Here is an 18,971-nt window from a genome sequence, read left to right on the forward strand (position 1 = left end):
TCGCCGGTCAGGCGGCGGGGGCGCCGGGCTGGCGCAGGGGATGCGCCTCGGCGACCGCCGGCAGGGCGAGGCAGGCCTCGGCGATCCGGGCGACCGTCGGGTAGGCGGCCGTGTCGATCCCGAAGATGCCGGTCCCGACCCAGAGGCTGACGAGGCACAGGTCGGCATGGCTCACCGTGTCGCCCTGGCAGAAGCGGCCGGTCCCGTCCTCGGTGGCGAGTCGGGTCTCGAGGGTCGTCAGGCCGGTCTCGAACGCGTTGCGCAGGAAGGCCAGCATCCGCTCCCGGGGCAGCCCGTACTCCTCCATCAGGAACGTGCGGACGCGGGGCACGTAAAGCGGGTGGGTGTCGCAGGCCACGACCTGGGCGAGGGAGCGTGCCCGGGCCCGCGCCCGCGGCTCGTCCGGCAGCAGGCGAACGCCGCCCCGCGTCTCCTCCAGGTAATCGAGGATCGCCAGGGATTGGGTCAGCGGCGGCCCGTCCCCGTCGAACAGGGCCGGCACCGCACCCTGCGGGTTGATCCTGCGGAACTCGGGCTTGTGCTGGTCGCCGGCGTCGAGGTCGATGAAGGTCTCCTCGTAGGCGAGGCCCTTCAGCTTCAGGGCGATCCGGACCCGGAAGGCCGCGGCGGAGCGCCAGTTGCCGTACATGTGCATGGGTGGGGTTCCGAACTGCGGTGCCTTCGGCGCCACTGACGCGCGAAGACACCGCGATTCGTCGCCTGCGGCAAGTCACGTCGGCCGGGACGGGCCGGCGCCGCGTCGCTACACCACCGATCGCACGGCGCTACGATCCTCCGACGGCAGGGCCGCCGCTACGAGCCGGGCGCCCGCTGTTCGCCCACCGATGCCCGCAGCGATGCACCGGTCTTGCGCTTACCTTTGCGCTTGACGTTGTGGGGATAGGGCAGGCTGTCGGAATAAGGCAGCGTCACGGGAATTTTTGACGTGTCGTCGGCGACCACGTCGTGCGATCCCGCCGACACGGACCGCAACTCGTCGTATCGCGGCAGTGCCGGGCGCACGATGTCATGGCCGGCGACACACCACCGCGCCGCCGCCGCGGCATGGATCCGGGCCGTGTGCAGGACCGGGACCGCATGCGGTTTGTTGAACGCCAGGGCGATCTCCGATGAGGCGACGACGATTCCGTCGACGTTCTGCGCTTCGAAGTCCGTCATGATCTGGTTGTAAGTTTCGAGTTCGAGCGCCGTGCACTCGCCGTTGTAGATCCGATTGCAGACTGAGTAGTCGATGTTGACCCACAGGTTCTGGTTTGGAAGCACCACATCCACGTCGTGATGTCCGCGGATCAGATCCCCGTAATAGGAGTTGCTCATCGTCACGGAAGTGCCGATGAAGCCGACCTTCTTCAGGGACAGCCGCCGGATCTCCTCGATCAAGGCGTCCCGGATGTGCAGCACCGGCACGGCGAGATGGACCGACTCCCGCTCGAGAACGCAGTGAAGGGTGTCGCTGGTGATCATCAGCCCGTCGACGCCCTCCAGCAGAAGATTGGCTACGGCTTCCTCGATCTGATGGGCGATCGCGGGCCAGCCGTCCTGCGAGAGGAGATGAACGATCGTATCCGGATCGAAGCTCCACGTGATAAGGTTTGCGGTGGCGCGATTGCAGGTCAGATCGAGAACTTCACGGTTGATCAGATTGTGATCTCTGATCGTCGAAGGACGGCTCAATCCCCCGAGGACGCCTAATTTTCTAGAGACGGAAATCATCTTGCGCTCCCCCATTCAGCGTCATGACGATGTGTCCGCCATCCGGGATACACTTCAACCTGGATGCGCTGGAACATGTGCGGAGCATCGCCCGTTCTGTGCTCGATCCCGGGCGGTGCTGATGACTTGCGAGAGGGGTGTTGGACGCGAATAGGATCGATGTTCGAGCCCGGACGCTGTTCGTCCAGGTTCGATAGGTCTGATCGCCGAACGAAGACCTCGACCCGATTCGCGCGCAAAACTCCCGCTCGGATTGTCGTTTCGGAACCGGGACAGGATCTCGGCTTCTATGTCGGCGCGAGAAAGACTGCCTATCGTGTCAGTCTGCGACGAGTCGTAACGAACGATAACGCTCCGGCTTTTTCACAGTGATCTCGTCGAAAGAAAAGTCAAAGACTTTATGGCTGGCAATGCCAATATTTTTGATACGGAGAAGGACTAATTTTTCCTCGTTTGGCATGCGGCTTGAACGATGGGCATCGGCGGGATTCAGTCTTGGCCCCATCCCACGCAGCTGAGCCAAGACGTCACCTGAACTATCGGTCTATTTCAAAATTCCGTGATCGAAATTATTGCGCCGGCAACCTTAGAATAGTTTTATTCCAAAGAGGAAATGCCGCGTCGCGTTGGTTGATTGCCTGGAGGCCGTGCCGATGCGGTTCGCTTCCCACCGTGCCAGGGACGATCCGATCGCCGGATCGACGGGCGCGGTGATCGAGGGGCGCGGACAGATGCGGCGTTCCCGGAGAGGTTTCCGCCCCGGCCGGGGGCGCCCGAGGCGGCAGCCCGAGGGGGGCGACAAGTCCGGCCCGCCGGCCCATATCGGGTGACCGTCCCGGAGAGCGCTCACGATGGCCGATCAGCCCGATTCACGCCGCTTCATCCCGCTGGGGATTGCGGTGCTCACCGTCTCGGATACCCGCCGGATGGCGGACGATCGCTCGGGCGACACGCTGAGCCAGCGCCTCACGGAGGCCGGCCACCGGCTCGCCGCCCGGGCCATCGTGCCGGACGAGATCCCGGCGATCCGCGCGCAGGTCGAGGCCTGGCTGCGCGATCCGGCGGTCGACGTGGTGATCACCACCGGCGGTACCGGCTTCACCGGGCGCGACGTGACCCCGGAGGCCCTGGAGCCGCTGTTCGAGAAGCGGATGGAGGGTTTTTCCGCGGTGTTCCACCGCATCTCGTACGACAAGATCGGCACCTCGACCCTGCAATCCCGGGCCACCGCCGGAGTCGCGCAGGCGACCTACCTGTTCGTGCTGCCGGGCTCGCCCGGGGCCTGCCGGGACGCCTGGGACGGCATCCTGGCGCAGCAGCTCGACTATCGGCACCGCCCCTGCAACTTCGTCGAGATCATGCCGCGGCTCGACGAGCACCTGCGGCGGGGTGCCAGCATCACGGCGTGACCGCGTTGCCTTCCTTGCGGCGCAGGACCGAATGCCTGCGGCCGTAGAAGAAATACACGACCAGCCCGATCGCCATCCAGATCACCAGGCGCAGCCAGGTATCGAGGGGCAGGCCGGCCATCAGCAGCAGGCAGAACAGGATTCCGAGGATCGGCACCACCGGCACGGCGGGAACCCGGAACGGCCGCTTCATGTGCCGGTCGGTCCGCCGCAGGTAGATCACCGAGCCGCAGACCAGGATGAAGGCGGCCAGCGTTCCGATGCTCACCATCTCGCCCAGGATGTTGATCGGCACCAGTGCCGCCACGAGGGCGACCACGGTCCCGATCAGCGCCTGGCTGCGATACGGGGTCTGATAGGTCGGGTGGACGTGGGCGAACAGCTTCGGCAGCAACCCGTCATTGGCCATCGTGAAGAAGATCCGGCTCTGGCCGTAGAGCAGCACCAGGATCACCGTGGTCAGGCCTGTGAGCGCCCCGAGCTTGATCAACAGGGCGAACCAGCCGATGCCGATCACGTCGACGCCCTTGGCGATCGGGTCGGGGACGTTCAGCTCCTTGTAGGGTACCAGCCCGGTGAGGACCGCGGCCACCAGCACGTACAGGATCGTGCAGACGATCAGCGAGCCGAGGATGCCGATCGGCATATCCTTCTGCGGCTTGCGCGCCTCCTGGGCGGCCGTGGACACCGCGTCGAAACCGATGAAGGCGAAGAAAACCACGCCCGCGCCGCGCAGGATGCCGCTGTAGCCGTACTCTCCGAAGGTACCCTCGTTGGGCGGGATCAGCGGGCTCCAGTGGGCGGTGTCGACATGGCCCCAGCCGAGCGCGATGAAGGCCACCACCACGGTGAGCTTCACGGCCACCATGATGTTGTTGAACCGCGCCGATTCCTTGGTGCCGCGCATCAGCAGGATCGTAACCAGCGCCACGATCACCACCGCCGGCAGGTTGAACAGGGCGGTGCCGCCGCCGTCGATCGCCGTGCCCGGCGCGTGCGCGAACCGGGCCGGGATCACGAGGCCGACGTCCTTCAGGAGGCTCGTGACGTAGCCCGACCAGCCCACCGCCACCGTGGCCGCGCCCATGGCGTATTCGAGGATCAGGTCCCAGCCGATCAGCCAGGCGAAGAACTCGCCGAGCGTGGCGTAGGTGTAGGTGTAGCTCGATCCCGCCACCGGGATCAGCGCGGCCATCTCGGAGTAGCAGAGGCCGACGAACGCGCAGGCGATGCCGCCGAGCACGAAGGACAGCATGATGCCCGGCCCGGCATATTGGGCCGCCGCCGTGCCGGTGAGCACGAAGATGCCGGCGCCGATGATCGCGCCGATGCCCATCGCGGTGATCGACAGCGCCCCGAGCGATTTCGAGAGCTGCTGCTCGCCCTCGCCGCTCTCCAGGATGTCGTCGACGGACTTCCGCCCCATCAGGCCCGAGGAGTCCATCGTCGCATCCCTCCCGGCGGCGCAACGGGGATCGGCGCGCGCCTATAGCCTCCAATTCAGCAAGTTTCCTGCCTTCGCGCCAGGAGTTTTCAAAAATATTAAGCCGATAACGACAAGTCGAGCTGCGACATTCTGTCGATCAGGGCCGGTCGATCCGGGCGATGAGCGGCCGGACCTTGAGCCGGGGTGCGAACGCCGCGCCGGCCCGCAGCGCCTCACGCCGCACCACGTCGCCGGCCCGGGCCTGCCGCGTGCCCAGGATCCCCTCGATCCGGCCGACGGCGCGGCTGGCCCAGCCCGAGGCGGGGCGGTGGAGGCGGCCGAGGCCGGTTTCCGGCCGGGCGGTGCCGATGAAGCGGTCGAGGGTGCGGATCCAGCCTTCGGCCGGAACATCCCCGGCTTCCAGGCACAGCACCCAATCCCGTCGCGCCTGCGCGGCCCCGGCCCCATAGGGATCTTTGCCCCGGTGGAGCACCAGGGCCGCCCCGGTGGCGTCCGCGATGGCGGCCGCCGCGTCGCTGTCCCGGCCGGTCACGATCACGGCGTCGCCGACCAGACCGCCGGCCACGCCCGACACCAGCACGCTGAGCGTGTCGGCGAGGCGGTCGATCGCGTCCGGATCGGCCGGGTCGGCCAGGTAGGTCACCGCGGAGAGCATCTGCGCGCCCATAGACGATTCTGCGCGGCGGTAAACCGGGCCGCGGCGTCTCGCCCGGGCTCGGCGGCGTTTGCCTGAAATTGAGGCGTCGGAGGCGCTGTGTTCGCGCTATGTTCCACGTGAAACACGAGGCGCCTGGCATGGCTAAGATTCCCAAAGGCTCGAAACCCGTCGCCCCGGTGCGTCTGGGATCGTGCACGCTGCCTCCGGAGGCCCGACGCGGCCGGGGTGCCACGGCGAACCCGACGAGCCGCTACGAGGCAGCCAGCCGCGAGGTCTTCCAGGATCCCGATTGGGAACCCGATATACCCGCCACCTTGCGCACGCAGGTGACGCTGGAGCGGGCCGCGCGGATCATCGCCCGCAATACCTCGCCCGACATCCCATTCGACCGCTCGGTGAACCCGTATCGCGGCTGCGAGCACGGCTGCATCTACTGTTACGCGCGCCCGACGCATGCCTGGCTTGGGCTTTCGCCCGGCCTCGATTTCGAATCCCAGATCGTTGCCAAGCCCGATGCCGCCAAGCTGCTCGCGCGCGAGATCGCCGCGCCGGGCTACCAGCCGGAGACGATCGCGCTGGGGACCGCCACCGATCCCTACCAGCCGGTGGAGCGGGAGTACCGGATCACCCGAGCGGTGCTGGAGGTGCTTCAGGCCGCGCGCCACCCCGTCGGCATCACCACCAAGTCCGACCTCGTCCTGCGCGACCTCGACATCCTGGCCGAGATGGCCGCGGACAACCTCGTGCTCGTGGCGGTCTCGCTGCCGACGCTGGACCCGCGCCTCGCCCGCCTGCTCGACCCGCGGGCGCCGCGGCCGGAGAAGCGGCTGGCCGCGATGCGGCGCCTGTCCGAGGCCGGCGTGCCCGTGATGGTCAACGTCTCGCCGATCATCCCGGGTCTGACCGACCACGAGATCGAGGCGATCCTGGCCCAAGCCCGCGACCACGGCGCCAGCCGCATCGGCCATGCCCTGCTGCGCCTGCCGGGGGAGGTCGCCGACCTCGTCGCCGACTGGTTCTCCGAGCACTATCCCGAGCGCCGGGCCCGGGCCTTCGCGTTGCTGGCGCAGGCCCGGGGCGGACGCGAGAACGATCCCCGCTTCGGCCACCGCTTTCGCGGCGAGGGGGCCTATGCCGAGATGATCGGCCGGCGGGTCCGCCTCGCGGGCGGGCGGCTCGGCTTCGCGTTCGGGCGCATGGCGCTGAACACGGCGGCGTTCCGCAAGCCCGGGGCGCAGCTCGCCCTGTTCTGAAGCGCGGCGGCGCGTCACGGCCGCAATGGCTCCACCGACGCAGGCCGTACGAACCGGAGCCTTCGCTCATGACAGCGGCCCGCCGCCGGAAGCAGATGTCAGCGTGCCGGATTCGGTCGAAAGTCCAGCCGTTATCGGGGCTTGATCGAGATATATTCTGCAGACATCACTAACAAAGATCCTAGTCATCACAGCATAACTGATAAAAACCGTCATAAAAGCGAGTTGCAAACGTCATCGTTCGGATCCACAGAGGTTATGCCGACGTAAGATCTTTAGATCTGTTCCAAATCGGGATCAAAAATCGATCGGTGCCGCATCAACACCGTGACGGAACCGACGCCGATGTCTCGTGGGCAACCCCTTATGTTTGCCGGATTCGAGCTCACGACACTCACGATCGGCAAGATCCTGTGCGCGACGCTGTTCTCGATGAGCGCCATGCTGATCGCCTCGGAGGTGTCCACCCTTCGTGAAGCCCAGGTGCAGGCGGATCGGAGCCACCGTGTGGTGGCCTTGACCGAGGCGAGCCGGACGCTCCTCAAGGATCTCCTGGCCATCCGCATGGAGCGGGGCCGCACGCTCCAGGCCCTGAAGGCCGCCGACCCCATTCCCGCGAAGGACGTGGCGCTGATCGCCACACAGCGCGAGACCATCGCGGGCGGTCTCGAACGGCTCGCGACGCTCGCGCGGGATGTGGATGCGCCTTCGGTCGTGGCGAAGGTCGAGCCGCTTCAGCGGGCCTACGAGGCCACGCTCAAGCTGCGCCCGCAGGTCGATGCCGCCTTGGCGGTGCCGGCGGCTCAGCGACCCACCGGCACGCTGCCGGCCATCGCGGAGGCCTCCCAGGCCCTGCTCGACGCCTTCCTGGCCACCAACGACGCGGTCGATGCCGCCATCCCGCGCGGCGACGCCACCCTCGCGCATTACCTCGACCTCAAGCGCGCGGCCTGGGCCTCGCGGGCCCTGATCGGCGGCGTGGTCGTCCGGATCGAAGCTGCCGTCGCCGCCGGCACCCCGTGGACTTAAGGCGACATCGTCGCCGCGGCCGAGGAGCGCGGGCGGCTGGCTGCCGCCTGGGCCGACGTCGTGGCGGCCGCCGCCGACGAGACCTCGGACTTGGTCCGGGCCGCCTTCCGCAAGGCCAGGGCCGACAACTTCGAGGGTGAGGCCGAGGCGCGCCGCAAGGCCGCCACGGAGGCCCTCACACAGGGCCGGCCGACCGGGCTCTCCATCGACGAGCTGCGCATCCGCCACACCGCCGAGGTCAACACGATCTCCGACCTGGCGAGCGCGGCCCTCGACGCGCTGGTGGACCGAGCCCAGGCGCTGACCGACGAGGCGCGCGCCTCCCTGCTGCGGATCGCCCTGTTCCTGCTTGCGGCTCTCCTGCTGACCGGCGTCGGCACCCTGGTCGTGGTCCGACGCGTGCTGCTGCCGATTCGCCGGATGACCGATGCCATGCGGGCGCTCGCCGCGGGCGACGCATCCGTCATGGTCCCGGCTCCGAGGCACCAGGACGAGATCGGCGCCATGGCCGCCGCCGTTCAGGTGTTCAAGGACAACCTGCTCCGGACCCGACAGCTCGAAGCCGAGGCGGACGAGACGCGCCGCGCCGCCGAGGATCAGCGCCGGGCGGTCATGCACCGGATGGCCGAGACCTTCGAGGCGGCGGTCTCCGGCATCGTCACCCAGGTCTCGTCCGCCGCCACCGAGCTGCAAGCCACGGCCTCGCAGATGACCGCAAGCGCGCAGGAGACCGCGAGCCAGTCCGGCACGGTGGCGGCGGCGGCGGAGCAATCGGCCTCCAACGTCAGCACCGTGGCGAGTGCCGCCGAGCAACTCGGCAGCAGCGTCGCGGAGATCGGTCGCCAAGTGGAGGGCTCGACCATCCTGGCCCAGCGTGCGGTCGGCGAATCGGACCAGACCGCCACCCTCGTGTCCGAGCTGAGCGCCGCCGCCGCCCGGGTCGGCGACGTCGTCCAGCTGATCGCCTCGATCGCCGCGCAGACCAACCTTCTGGCGCTCAACGCCACCATCGAGGCGGCCCGCGCCGGCGAGACCGGGCGCGGCTTCGCGGTCGTGGCGGCCGAGGTGAAGGAACTCGCCAGCCAGACCGCCAAGGCGACCGAGGAGATCGCCAGCCAGATCGGTCGGATCCAGGGCGTCACCGGCGAGGCCGTGGACGCGATCGGCACGATCGCCAGCCGCATCCGGGAGATCAACGCGGTCGCGACCACGATCGCGGCGGCGGTGGAGCAGCAGGGCGCGGCGACCCGGGAGATCGTCCGCAACGTCACCCAGGCGACCGCGGGCACGCAGGAGGTCACGGGCAACATCGCCGGGGTGGCGCAGGCCGCCGAGCAGACCGGCGCCGCGGCCGAGCAGGTCCTGGCCTCCGCCACCGGGTTGTCGCGCCAGTCGGAGCAACTCGCGGCGGAGGTGGATCGCTTCCTGGCCGATGTCCGAGCCGCCTGACTGCTGACGGGCCGCCGTCGCGACACGCCGAAGTCCGTGTCTCGGGCTTGGACACAGGTTGCGAGACCTGATCCGGCCGGCGTGTTCAGCGCGGCGAAGCGAAGCGGACATTGATCCGCGGTGGTCTATGCAAGGGTTCGTTTGTCGGCTCGCTGATTTAATTCGGCGAGAAGATAAATATCCGCCGTCCTGCAGGATTTTTCATCGTAAAATCATCGTCGACCTACGCAAGACTCAAGATAAAGAAGCGATAAGCTCGAACGATTGAGGATTTTCGATGCGTCGATCCAGAACGATGACCGATGGGGTGCTGATCATGCTTGGATTGGTCATAGTCCTGATCGGTCTATTTTTGGCCGGAGGTGGTGCATACTTGGTATGGCTCGGCGGCAGCTGGTATTTCGTGGCCATGGGCGCCGCGATGCTCGTCTCCGGGGTTCTGGTTGCTCAACGTCGGCGTGCCGGGGCGCTGCTCTACGGTGGGGCGTTCGTCCTGACCGGGATCTGGGCGGTCTGGGAGGTCGGGTTCGCGTTCTGGCCGCTGGTCTCGCGCCTGTTCGCCCTGGCGGTCCTCGCCTGCGTGGTCGCCCTGTTCGCACCGCTGCTCGATCGATCCGGCAGCGGCGTATGGCGCCGGGCGTCCCTGGGCCTCGCCGCCGCGCTGGCGCTGGCCCTGGCGGCGACCACGCTGCGGGCGTTCCAGCCGGTGCCGATCATCGCGGCGACCGAGATCCCGGCTGTGCACCCGGCCACGCAGGCGGGGCCGCAGGTGGACTGGACGGCCTGGGGCAACACCAACGGCGGCACCCGCTTCGCCGGGCTGACGCAGATCGACGCCACCAACGTCGCCAAGCTCCGGCCAGCCTGGACCTTCCGCACCGGCGACATCGCCGTCAGCAACGGCTTCGGGGCGGAGGACCAGACCACGCCCCTGCAGATCGGCGACACCGTCTACGTCTGCACGCCGAACGACATCGTCGTCGCCCTCGACGCCGACACCGGCACGCAGCGCTGGCGCTACGACCGGAAGGCGAGCGCGCCGCAATGGCAACGGTGCCGCGGGCTCGGCTATCACGACGCGGGCGCCGCCGAGGGCGCGAAGGTCTGCTCCCGCCGCCTGCTGCTGGCCACGATCGATGCGCGCCTGATCGCGCTGGACGCCGCCACCGGCCAGCCCTGTACCGATTTCGGCGACGGCGGCACGGTCGATCTCAAGACCGACATGGGCGAGGTCAAATCCGGCTTCTACACCCAGACCGCCGCACCGCTCATCGCCGGCGACCTCGTGGTGGTCGGCGGCCGGGTCGCCGACAACATCGAGACCGGGGAGCCTGGCGGCGTAGTCCGCGCCTACGATGTCGGCAGCGGCGACCTGCGCTGGGCCTGGGATCCGGGCAACCCGGCGACCACGCGCCTGCCGCCTCCCGGTGAGACCTACACGCGGGGCACGCCGAACGTCTGGACCAGCATGGCCTACGATTCGGCCCTGGGCCTGATCTACGCGCCCACCGGCAACGCGACGCCCGACTTCTTCGGCGGCCACCGGACAGCCCAGGACGACGCCACCAACTCGTCGATCTTCGCCCTCGACGCGGCGACCGGGCGGCCGCGCTGGCACGTCCAGCTCGTTCACAAGGATCTGTGGGACTTCGACGTCCCGGCCCAACCCGCTCTCTACGACCTGCCGGACGGGAAGGGCGGCACCGTGCCGGGGCTGATCGCCGCGACCAAGCACGGCCAGATCTTCCTGCTGAATCGCGAGACCGGCGCCCCGATCGCGCCGATCACCGAGCGGCCGGTCCCGCAGGGCAGCGTGCCGGGCGAGCGTTATGCGCCGACGCAGCCCTACTCGGACATGCCGTCGATCGGAGCCGAGACCCTGACCGAAGCCGACATGTGGGGGGCGACGCCCTTCGATCAGCTCCTGTGCCGGATACAGTTCAAGGGCATGCGCCACGCGGGGACCTTCACCCCGCCGGGCTTCGACACCGCCCTCCAGATGCCGGGCTCGCTCGGCGGCATGAACTGGGGCAGCACCGCCATCGACATGACCCGGGACTACCTGATCGTGAACGACATGCGGTTGGGCCTGTGGAACCGGCTGATCCCGAGGGAGCAGGTCGAAACCGGTAAGGCCGCCGGAACCGAGATGGGCCTGTCGTCGATGCGCGGCACCCCCTACGTCTCCGTCCGCAACCGCTTCGTGTCAGCGCTGAACATCCCGTGCCAGAAGCCGCCCTTCGGCACGCTGACGGCCATCGACCTGAAGGCCCGCCGGATCGCCTGGCAGGTCCCGCTTGGCACGGTGGAGGATACCGGGCCGCTGGGGATCAAGATGCACCTGCCGATCCCGATCGGCCTGCCCTCGCTCGGCGGCTCGCTGGTGACCGGTTCGGGCCTGATCTTCTTCGCCGGGACGCAGGATTACTACCTGCGGGCGTTCGAGGCCGCGACCGGCCGCGAGGTCTGGAAGGGCCGCCTGCCGGTGGGCAGCCAGGGTGCGCCGATGACCTACAGGTCGCCCAAGACCGGCCGGCAATACGTCGTGATCACGGCCGGCGGCGCGCGCCAATCACCCGACCGCGGCGACTACGTGGTCGCCTACGCGCTGCCTGGCGATCCCGCATCGCAGTGATCCGGTCCGAAGGCGGCAAAATCGGGGTTTGCAAAGGGCGAGCCCTTTGGCGGGGTCTGGGGCGGAGCCCCGGAGAACTGCAGGGCGCTGCCCTGCATCCGCAAAAGATCTCGACCTTTTGAAACCTAGCCGAACCCGCGGGTGAAGCTGAGGCGGTGGTGTGGGCTTCGGCCGAGTGTGGTCAGGCCGGCGCGGTGCAGGGCCGTGCCGTAGCCGACGTTGCGCTCCCAGCCGTAACCCGGATGGCGCTCGGCGAGGCGACGCATGAGGTCGTCGCGAAACACCTTGGCGACGATCGAGGCGGCGGCGATCTGCGGCACCAGCCCGTCGCCGCCGATCACGGCCCGGCCCGGCAGGCCCGGCAGGGCGTCCCGGCCATCGACCAGGACCGGCGCCGCGATCCCGAGGCGCGCCACCGCCCGCAGCATCGCGTCGAGGGTCGCGGCGCGGATGTTGATGCGGTCGATCAGGGCCCGGGAACCCGCCGCCACGGCAACCCGGGCATGGGCGCGGATCAGCGGCGCCAGATGCGCGCGGATCGGTTCGGGCACGCGCTTGCTGTCGTCGAGGGCCGCCAGCAGGGCCGGGGGGATCGCAGCCGGGTCGAACCAGACCGCCGCCACCACCACGGGGCCGCACAGGGCGCCGCGCCCGACCTCGTCGCAGCCGATCACCGCCGGATAATCCGCGGCCCGGGCCGGATCGAACGGCTGGGTGAGGGCGGGTGTTGTTCGTTTCGCGGGCGGCGGTTTCTGAACGGACATGATGGCGCCGTCCTGCCATCTCGCGCCGCCGCCGTCACCGTTCAGGCGGCGTTCCGGGTCCCCCGCTGGCCGCCATGCGCCTCGATGATGTTGCCGAAGAACTGGTCGGCGCTGACGTCCCAGCCCCGGCGCAGCGCCTCCTGCCGGCACTCGGCCCGGGACAGGCGAAGCGCCGCGAGGGCCGCCGCGCGCAGGTCCTGGTCGAGGATGCCGACCCGGGTCCCGCTCAGCACGTCGTTGGGGCCGGGCACCGGGAAGGCCGCGATCGGCAGGCCGCAGGCCATCGCTTCCAGCAGCACGATGCCGAACGTGTCGGTGAGGCTCGGGAACACGAAGGCGTCGCAGGCGGCGTAGACGGACGCGAGCGCCGCCCCGGTCCGGGTGCCGAGGAAGCGTGCCTCCGGGGCCAAGGCCTGCAGGCGTGCCCGGTCCGGCCCGTCGCCGACCACGATCTTCGTTCCGGGCAGGTCGAGGCTCAGGAAGGCCGCGAGGTTCTTCTCCACGGCGAGCCGCCCGACATACAGGAACAGCGGCCGGGGCAGGCCGGCGAGGTCCGTCGGCGGCGGCTCGCCGGGGGCGGCCGGCCGGAACCGCTCGGTGTCGACCCCGCGGGTCCAGCGCATCAGCTGGGAGAAGCCTTTCGCCTCCAGTTCCGCCTGCAGGGAGACGGTGCTGACCATGGTCCCGCGCGCCGCGCCGTGGAAGCGGCGCAGATACGCGTAGGACCACGCCTCCGGCACCGGCAGCCGGGCGGCGAGGTATTCCGGAAACCGCGTGTGATAGCTCGTTGTGAACGGCAGGCCGTTGGCCAGGCAGTGCCGCCGGGCCGCGAAGCCGATCGGTCCCTCGGTGGCGATATGGACGTGGCTCGGGCGTTCGGCCGCCCAGCGCTCCGCCACCCGGTCCCGCCCGGCCATGGCGAGGCGGATCTCCGGGTAGCCGGGCAGGGGCAGGGAGCGGAAGTCGGCCACCGAGAGCAGCGTGGTCTCGAAGCCGTGCTCGGGCGCCCGGCGGACCATCTGCTCCAGGGAGCGGACCACGCCGTTGACCTGCGGGTGCCAGGCGTCGCTGGCGATGAGGAGCTTCACGCGTGGGTTCCTCACGCCACCGCGCGCCGGCCCGCCACGGGGCGCGGTGCGGCTTCGGCCTCGCGCGCCCGCAGGATGCTGGGATAGTGCAGCACCTCGATCCGGCCGTCGTAATGCTCGATCAGGCCGGTGCAGGATTCGACCCAGTCGCCGGTGTTGAGGTAGCGCAGGTCGCCGATCGCCCGGTCGGCGGCGTGGTGGATGTGCCCGCAGATCACCCCGTTGGCGCCCTGGCGGCGCGCCTCCTCGGCCAGGATGGTCTCGAACCGGCCGATGAAGCTGACGGCGTTCTTCACCCGCAGCTTCGCCCAGGCCGACAGCGACCAGTAGGACAGGCCAGCGCGCCGCCGGATCCGGTTGATCACGGTGTTAAGGGTCAGCGCCAGCGTGTAGGCGCCGTCGCCGAGATGGGCGAGCCAGGGCGAGTGCCGCACCACCATGTCGAACTGGTCGCCATGGATCACCAGGTAGCGCCGCCCGTCGGCCGCCTCGTGGATCGCGGTCTCGGCGATCTCGATGCCACCGAAATTCGTGCCGACGTAGTCCCGCAGGAACTCGTCGTGGTTGCCCGGCAGGTAGACGATCCTGGTGCCCTTGCGGACCTTGCGCAGGAGCTTCTGGACGACGTCGTTGTGCTCCTGCGGCCAGTACCACCCGGAGCGCAGCTGCCAGCCGTCCACGATGTCCCCGACCAGGTAGACCGTGTCGGCGTCGTAATCCCTCAGGAACGACAGAAGGAGCCCGGCCTGGCAGCCGCGCGTCCCGAGATGCAGGTCGGACAGGAACAGCGTCCGGACCCGGACCGGCATCTCCTCTTCCTCGGCCACGTCACCCTCCCGGCGGTCGAACGGTGCCGGGATCCAGAGCGCGATCACGTCTCAGTTTGATGACGCGGGCCCGAATCGCTGTGGGGTGTCTTGGTGCGCCGCAGCAGAAGTCCTCAAACGCGGATAGCTGACGTTGCGATGCACAAAAAATTTTTTTACCGAGATCCCGAAGTTTTTCCGGTTTTGCTTCCCAGCTTCGCCGCCTCATAATACCAGACGACCGGTGGCTCGGCATGAGCCGGGCCGGACGCGGACTGGAAGGCGGCGAGGGCGGCCAGGGTGCCTTGAGACGAGGCGCCGTAGACCGGGACGGCATTTCGGAGGCGACCGGCGCGGGGGCGCGCCGCGACGCGAGCGGCAAGACGCCGCCTGCCGCTCCGCTGAGCCCCCCGATCCACGGATGACACGGATGACGTTCGGGAGTCGCGGCGCGTGCCGCGCCCGCCGGCACCGCGCGCAGGAAGCTCGAGACGGCCGCCGAAGGCGCCGAAAACGTTTGAACAAACCGGCGCGGGTCCGCCCGCGCGCAACAGAGTTTTTGGAGGAAACACCATGGCCGCAACCCGGCGCCCCGGTCGCAACCATCTCTTCATCCCGGGCCCCACGAACATCCCGGATCGCGTCCTGCGCGCGATGCACGTGCCGTCCGAGGATCACCGCTCGCCGAGCTTCCCCGAGCTGACGAAGCCGCTGTTCCAGGACGCCAAGATGGTGTTCGGCTCGACCAACGGGACGATCATCCTGTTCCCGTCCTCGGGCACCGGCATCTGGGAATCGGCCCTGTCCAACACCCTGTGCCGCGGCGACACGGTGCTGACCGCGCGCTACGGCCAGTTCAGCCACCTCTGGGTCGACATGGCCCAGCGCCTCGGCCTCGAGGTCATCGTCCAGGACGAGGAGTGGGGCACCGGCGCCGATCCGCAGAAGATCGAGGAGGCCCTGCGGGCCGACAAGGACCACACCATCAAGGCCGTGATGGTCGTCCACAACGAGACCGCCACGGGCGTCACCAGCGACGTCGGCGCGGTCCGCAAGGCGATCGACGCCGCCGGCCACCCGGCGCTGCTGTTCGTGGACGGCATCTCGTCGATCGGCTCGCTGCCGTTCAAGATGGACGAATGGGGCGTCGACTGCGCCATCGCGGGGTCGCAGAAGGGCTTCATGCTGCCGGCCGGCCTCGGCCTGATCTGCATCAGCCCCAAGGCGCTGAAGATCGCCGAGGGCGGCGCCGGCCGGAACGACCGGCTCGGCCATGTCTACTTCGCCTGGAAGGACCAGCTCACCACCAACGCCACGGGCTACTTCCCCTACACGCCGGCGCTCCCGCTGCTCTACGGCCTGCGCGAAGCGCTGGAGATCGTGAAGGAAGAGGGGCTGGAGAACATCTACCACCGCCATCACGTGCTCGCCGAGGCGACCCGTCAGGCGGTCGCGGCCTGGGGCCTCAAGCCCTGCGCCAAGGAGCCCAAGTGGAACTCGGACACGGTCACGGCCATCCTGGTGCCGGAGGGCGTCGACGCCGCCAAGGTGATCACCCACGCCTATGAGCGCTACAACCTGTCCCTCGGCAGCGGCCTGTCCAAAGTCGCCGGCAAGGTGTTCCGCATCGGCCATATCGGCGACCTGAACGAGCTGTCGCTGCTGGGCGCCATCGCGGGTGCCGAGATGGCGCTGCTGGATTGCGGCGTGAAGGTCACGCCGGGTTCCGGCGTCGCCGCCGCCTCCAGCTACCTGCGCGAGAATCCGCTTCACAAGGCGTGATCCATGCACGCTGCCGGGGCGGGGCCGGGTTGCCGGCCCCGCCCCGGCGCGCAAGTAAGAACAAGAATCCCGAGGAAGCCGCCCGTTGCCCGAGAGGGGATCTATGACCAAGAAGATCGTGTTCCTGGACCGTGAGTCCCTCGACGCGACGGTCCGACCGTTCAACTTCCCGCACGATTACGTCGAGCACGAATCGACCTGGACGCCGGAGGACACGGTGTCCCGCCTCCAGGGCGCCGAGATCGCGCTGATCAACAAGGTCCCGATGCGGGCCGATACCCTGAAGCAGCTCCCCGACCTGAAGCTGATCGCGGTGGCCGCCACCGGCACCGACGTGGTCGACAAGGCTCAGGCCAAGGCCCAGGGCATCACGGTCGTCAACATCCGCAACTACGCCTTCAACACCGTGCCCGAGCACGTGGTCGGGCTGATGTTCGCGCTCCGGCGGGCGATCGTGCCCTACGCCAACTCGGTGCGGCGCGGCGACTGGGCGAAGTCTACGCAGTTCTGCTACTTCGACTACCCGATCTACGACATCGCCGGCTCGACGCTCGGCATCGTGGGCTACGGAGCACTCGGCAAGTCGATCGGCAAGCGCGCCGAGGCGCTGGGCATGAAGGTCCTGGCCTACGACGTGTTCCCGCAGGACGGCCTGGTCGATTTCGAGACGATCCTGACGCAGTCCGACGTGATCACGCTGCACGTACCGCTCACCCCCGACACCAAGGGGATGATCGGCGCCGCCGAACTCAAGCGGATGAAGAAGAGCGCCATCCTGATCAACACCGCCCGGGGCGGTCTGGTGGACGAGGCCGCGCTGCTGGCCGCGCTCAAGGACGGCACCATCGCGGGCGCGGGCTTCGACGTGGTCGCGCAGGAGCCGCCCAAAGACGGCAACATCCTGTGCGAGGCCGACCTGCCGAACCTGATCGTCACCCCGCACGTCGCCTGGGCCAGCAAGGAAGCGATGCAGATCCTGGCCGACCAGCTCGTCGACAACGTCGAGGCGTTCGTCGCCGGCAAGCCGCAGAACGTGGTCGAGTAGGGCTCGGGCTCTCCCTCCCCCCTCTGCGGGGGAGGGAAAGCCCCCGGAGGGGGTCGGGAGAGGGGAGCGGCGGTGCAGGAGAAAGCTCCGGCCCTCACACCTGCTCTGCCTTATCTTGAAGCCGGGCTCCCCTCTCCCGACCCGGCCTGACGGCCGGCCCACCCTCCCCCGCAGAGGGGAGGGAGACGCGCGGATCCGGTTTCTTACATTTAGGTCGTCCGCTCCCCTCAAGATTGGGAACGGATCGAGACACCATCACGACGGCGCCGCACCGGCGCGACGGATAAGGTCCAAAAAGCATGACAAAGAAGCTGCTGTTCCTGTTCGACACCGATGCGATGCCGAACGTGTTCGACACGGTGGTCGGCTACGACGGCGGCGCCGACCACATCACCGGCTACGGCGGCGTGACCCCCGAGAACGTCGGCGCCCTGGTCGACGGCACGATCTACACCCGCGGCGGCTCCGAGAAGAAGTCGACGGCGATCTTCGTCGGCGGCGGCAGCATGGCGGCCGGCGAGGAACTGTTCACCGCCGTCAAGAAGCGCTTCTTCGGCCCGTTCCGGGTCTCGTGCATGCTGGATTCGAACGGCTCCAACACCACGGCCGCCGCGGGCGTCGCCCTGGTGGCCAAGGCCGCCGGCTCGCTCCAGGGCAAGTCCGCCGTCGTCCTGGCCGGCACCGGCCCGGTGGGCATGCGCTCGGCCGCGCTGCTGGCCGGCGAGGGTGCGGACGTGACCATCGCGGGCCGCGCGCTGGACAAGACCCAGGCCGCCGCCGAGCAGATCAACAAGCGCTTCAAGGTCAACGTGAAGGCCGCCGCGACCCCCGACGAGGCCTCGCGTATCGCGCTCGTGAAGGGCAAGAACCTCGTGTTCACCGCCGGCGCCATCGGCGTCGAGCTGCTGCCGGAGGCCGCCTGGGCGCAGGACTCGGCGATCGAGTTCGTGGCCGACTACAACGCCCAGCCCCCGACCGGCGTCGGCGGCATCGATGTGATGGACAAGGGCAAGGACCGCAACGGCAAGAAGGCGTTCGGCGCCCTCGGCATCGGCGGCCTGAAGCTCAAGCTGCACCGGGCCTGCGTGGGCCAGCTCTTCGAGAGCACCGAGCAGGTGCTCGATGCCGAGGAGATCTACGCGCTCGCCAAGAAGATGGCCTGACGGGAGGGACGCCCATGTCGGACACGCAGCAGGCGCCCGAGACGGCGACCATCCAGACCTTCCTGACGGAGCTCGCGAGCGCCGCCCCGACCCCCGGTGGCGGTGGCGCGGCCGCGATCTCCGGCGCGATGGGGGCGGCCCTGGTGTCGATGGTCTGCAACCTGACCATCGGCAAGAAGAAGTACGTCGAGGTCGAGGCCGAACTGAAGGACGTGCTCGCCCGGTCGGAGGGCCTGCGGGTCGTGCTCACCGGCATGATCGGCGAGGACGTCCAGGCGTTCGACGCCGTGATGGGCGCCTACGGCCTGCCCAAGGGCACCGACGACGAGAAGGCGGCCCGCGCCGCGGCGATCCAGACCGCGCTCCGGACCGCCACCGACGTGCCGCTCGCCTGCTGCCGGGCCTGCCGCACGGTCATCGACCTCGCGGCGATCACCGCCGAGAAGGGCAATCTCAACGTGGTCTCGGATGCCGGCGTGGCGGTGCTGTCGGCCTATGCCGGCCTGCGCAGCGCGGCGCTCAACGTCTACGTCAACGCCAAGGGACTCGAGGACCGGGCGTTCGCCGACGAGCGGCTCCAGGAACTCGAAAGCCTGCTCGGCGAGGCAGGCGCGCTGAGCGAGAAGGTCTACGAGGTGGTGAAGGTCAAGGTGAACTGAAACGCGCCGCGTCCGCCGTGGCGGACGCAAGTGGTTCGACAGTCGAGGCC

At 68.9% G+C, this 18,971-nt stretch carries 17 protein-coding genes; 9 read left to right on the plus strand and 8 right to left on the minus strand.

The genetic code is table 11. The features are described from left to right. Positions 1–7: 7 nt before the first annotated feature. The 3 genes from maiA to MFF40_RS08265 form a co-directional block, all read right to left on the minus strand. Complete coding sequence (gene maiA / locus MFF40_RS08255) at positions 8–655, minus strand: maleylacetoacetate isomerase (RefSeq protein WP_147897902.1); 648 nt, start codon at positions 653–655, stop codon at positions 8–10. Between the two features lie 158 nt (positions 656–813). After that, positions 814–1,734 (minus strand): aspartate/glutamate racemase family protein, encoded by a 921-nt coding sequence (locus tag MFF40_RS08260; protein WP_238260140.1) that lies wholly within the window; start codon positions 1,732–1,734, stop codon positions 814–816. 319 nt (positions 1,735–2,053) lie between these two features. After that, positions 2,054–2,257, minus strand: coding sequence for a hypothetical protein (locus MFF40_RS08265; protein ID WP_238260141.1), 204 nt, complete (start codon positions 2,255–2,257; stop codon positions 2,054–2,056). Positions 2,258–2,585: 328 nt separating this feature from the next. Here MFF40_RS08265 and moaB point away from each other — a divergent pair, with 328 nt between their 5' ends. Beyond that, positions 2,586–3,143, plus strand: a complete 558-nt coding sequence (gene moaB / locus MFF40_RS08270) for a molybdenum cofactor biosynthesis protein B (protein ID WP_147897899.1) — start codon at positions 2,586–2,588, stop codon at positions 3,141–3,143. On the opposite strand, the gene MFF40_RS08275 is transcribed toward moaB, so the two are convergent. Both MFF40_RS08275 and MFF40_RS08280 read right to left on the minus strand, forming a co-directional pair. After that, positions 3,133–4,587 carry an amino acid permease gene (locus MFF40_RS08275; RefSeq protein WP_147897898.1) on the minus strand — a complete coding sequence of 485 codons (1,455 nt, stop codon included), beginning with the start codon at positions 4,585–4,587 and terminating at the stop codon, positions 3,133–3,135. The genes moaB and MFF40_RS08275 overlap by 11 nt on opposite strands. Before the next feature lie 139 nt (positions 4,588–4,726). Continuing rightward, positions 4,727–5,257 carry a hypothetical protein gene (locus tag MFF40_RS08280; protein ID WP_238260142.1) on the minus strand — a complete coding sequence of 177 codons (531 nt, stop codon included), beginning with the start codon at positions 5,255–5,257 and terminating at the stop codon, positions 4,727–4,729. Between the two features lie 128 nt (positions 5,258–5,385). Between MFF40_RS08280 and MFF40_RS08285 the strand changes: the two genes are divergently transcribed. From MFF40_RS08285 to MFF40_RS08300, 4 genes are all read left to right on the plus strand, one after another. Next, positions 5,386–6,501 carry a PA0069 family radical SAM protein gene (locus MFF40_RS08285; protein WP_238260143.1) on the plus strand — a complete coding sequence of 372 codons (1,116 nt, stop codon included), beginning with the start codon at positions 5,386–5,388 and terminating at the stop codon, positions 6,499–6,501. Between the two features lie 366 nt (positions 6,502–6,867). Then, positions 6,868–7,530, plus strand: a complete 663-nt coding sequence (locus MFF40_RS08290) for a hypothetical protein (RefSeq protein WP_238260144.1) — start codon at positions 6,868–6,870, stop codon at positions 7,528–7,530. A gap of 60 nt (positions 7,531–7,590) precedes the next feature. After that, the gene (locus MFF40_RS08295; RefSeq protein ID WP_238260145.1) at positions 7,591–8,979 is read left to right on the plus strand and encodes a methyl-accepting chemotaxis protein; all 1,389 of its coding nucleotides are present in this window, start codon (positions 7,591–7,593) and stop codon (positions 8,977–8,979) included. A gap of 277 nt (positions 8,980–9,256) precedes the next feature. Beyond that, on the plus strand, positions 9,257–11,614 hold the full coding sequence (locus MFF40_RS08300; protein ID WP_238260146.1) for a membrane-bound PQQ-dependent dehydrogenase, glucose/quinate/shikimate family: 2,358 nt from the start codon (positions 9,257–9,259) through the stop codon (positions 11,612–11,614). A gap of 125 nt (positions 11,615–11,739) precedes the next feature. On the opposite strand, the gene rnhB is transcribed toward MFF40_RS08300, so the two are convergent. The 3 genes from rnhB to MFF40_RS08315 are packed head-to-tail and all read right to left on the minus strand — an operon-like array spanning position 11,740 to position 14,275. Beyond that, the gene (rnhB, locus tag MFF40_RS08305; protein ID WP_147856909.1) at positions 11,740–12,378 is read right to left on the minus strand and encodes a ribonuclease HII; all 639 of its coding nucleotides are present in this window, start codon (positions 12,376–12,378) and stop codon (positions 11,740–11,742) included. 41 nt (positions 12,379–12,419) lie between these two features. Next, the gene (locus MFF40_RS08310) at positions 12,420–13,466 is read right to left on the minus strand and encodes a glycosyltransferase family 4 protein (protein ID WP_147897893.1); all 1,047 of its coding nucleotides are present in this window, start codon (positions 13,464–13,466) and stop codon (positions 12,420–12,422) included. A gap of 11 nt (positions 13,467–13,477) precedes the next feature. Further along, the gene (locus MFF40_RS08315; protein ID WP_378996477.1) at positions 13,478–14,275 is read right to left on the minus strand and encodes a UDP-2,3-diacylglucosamine diphosphatase; all 798 of its coding nucleotides are present in this window, start codon (positions 14,273–14,275) and stop codon (positions 13,478–13,480) included. A gap of 570 nt (positions 14,276–14,845) precedes the next feature. Between MFF40_RS08315 and MFF40_RS08320 the strand changes: the two genes are divergently transcribed. From MFF40_RS08320 to fchA, 4 genes are all read left to right on the plus strand, one after another. Beyond that, on the plus strand, positions 14,846–16,054 hold the full coding sequence (locus MFF40_RS08320; RefSeq protein ID WP_147856487.1) for an aminotransferase class V-fold PLP-dependent enzyme: 1,209 nt from the start codon (positions 14,846–14,848) through the stop codon (positions 16,052–16,054). 103 nt (positions 16,055–16,157) lie between these two features. After that, on the plus strand, positions 16,158–17,099 hold the full coding sequence (locus MFF40_RS08325; protein ID WP_147856488.1) for a D-2-hydroxyacid dehydrogenase: 942 nt from the start codon (positions 16,158–16,160) through the stop codon (positions 17,097–17,099). Between the two features lie 299 nt (positions 17,100–17,398). Beyond that, on the plus strand, positions 17,399–18,262 hold the full coding sequence (locus MFF40_RS08330) for an NADP-dependent methylenetetrahydromethanopterin/methylenetetrahydrofolate dehydrogenase (protein WP_147856028.1): 864 nt from the start codon (positions 17,399–17,401) through the stop codon (positions 18,260–18,262). Positions 18,263–18,276: 14 nt separating this feature from the next. Further along, positions 18,277–18,921, plus strand: coding sequence for a methenyltetrahydrofolate cyclohydrolase (gene fchA, locus MFF40_RS08335; RefSeq protein ID WP_147856027.1), 645 nt, complete (start codon positions 18,277–18,279; stop codon positions 18,919–18,921). Positions 18,922–18,971: the final 50 nt, after the last annotated feature.

The sequence above is a fragment of the Methylobacterium mesophilicum genome (assembly GCF_022179445.1).
GTDB lineage: Bacteria > Pseudomonadota > Alphaproteobacteria > Rhizobiales > Beijerinckiaceae > Methylobacterium > Methylobacterium mesophilicum.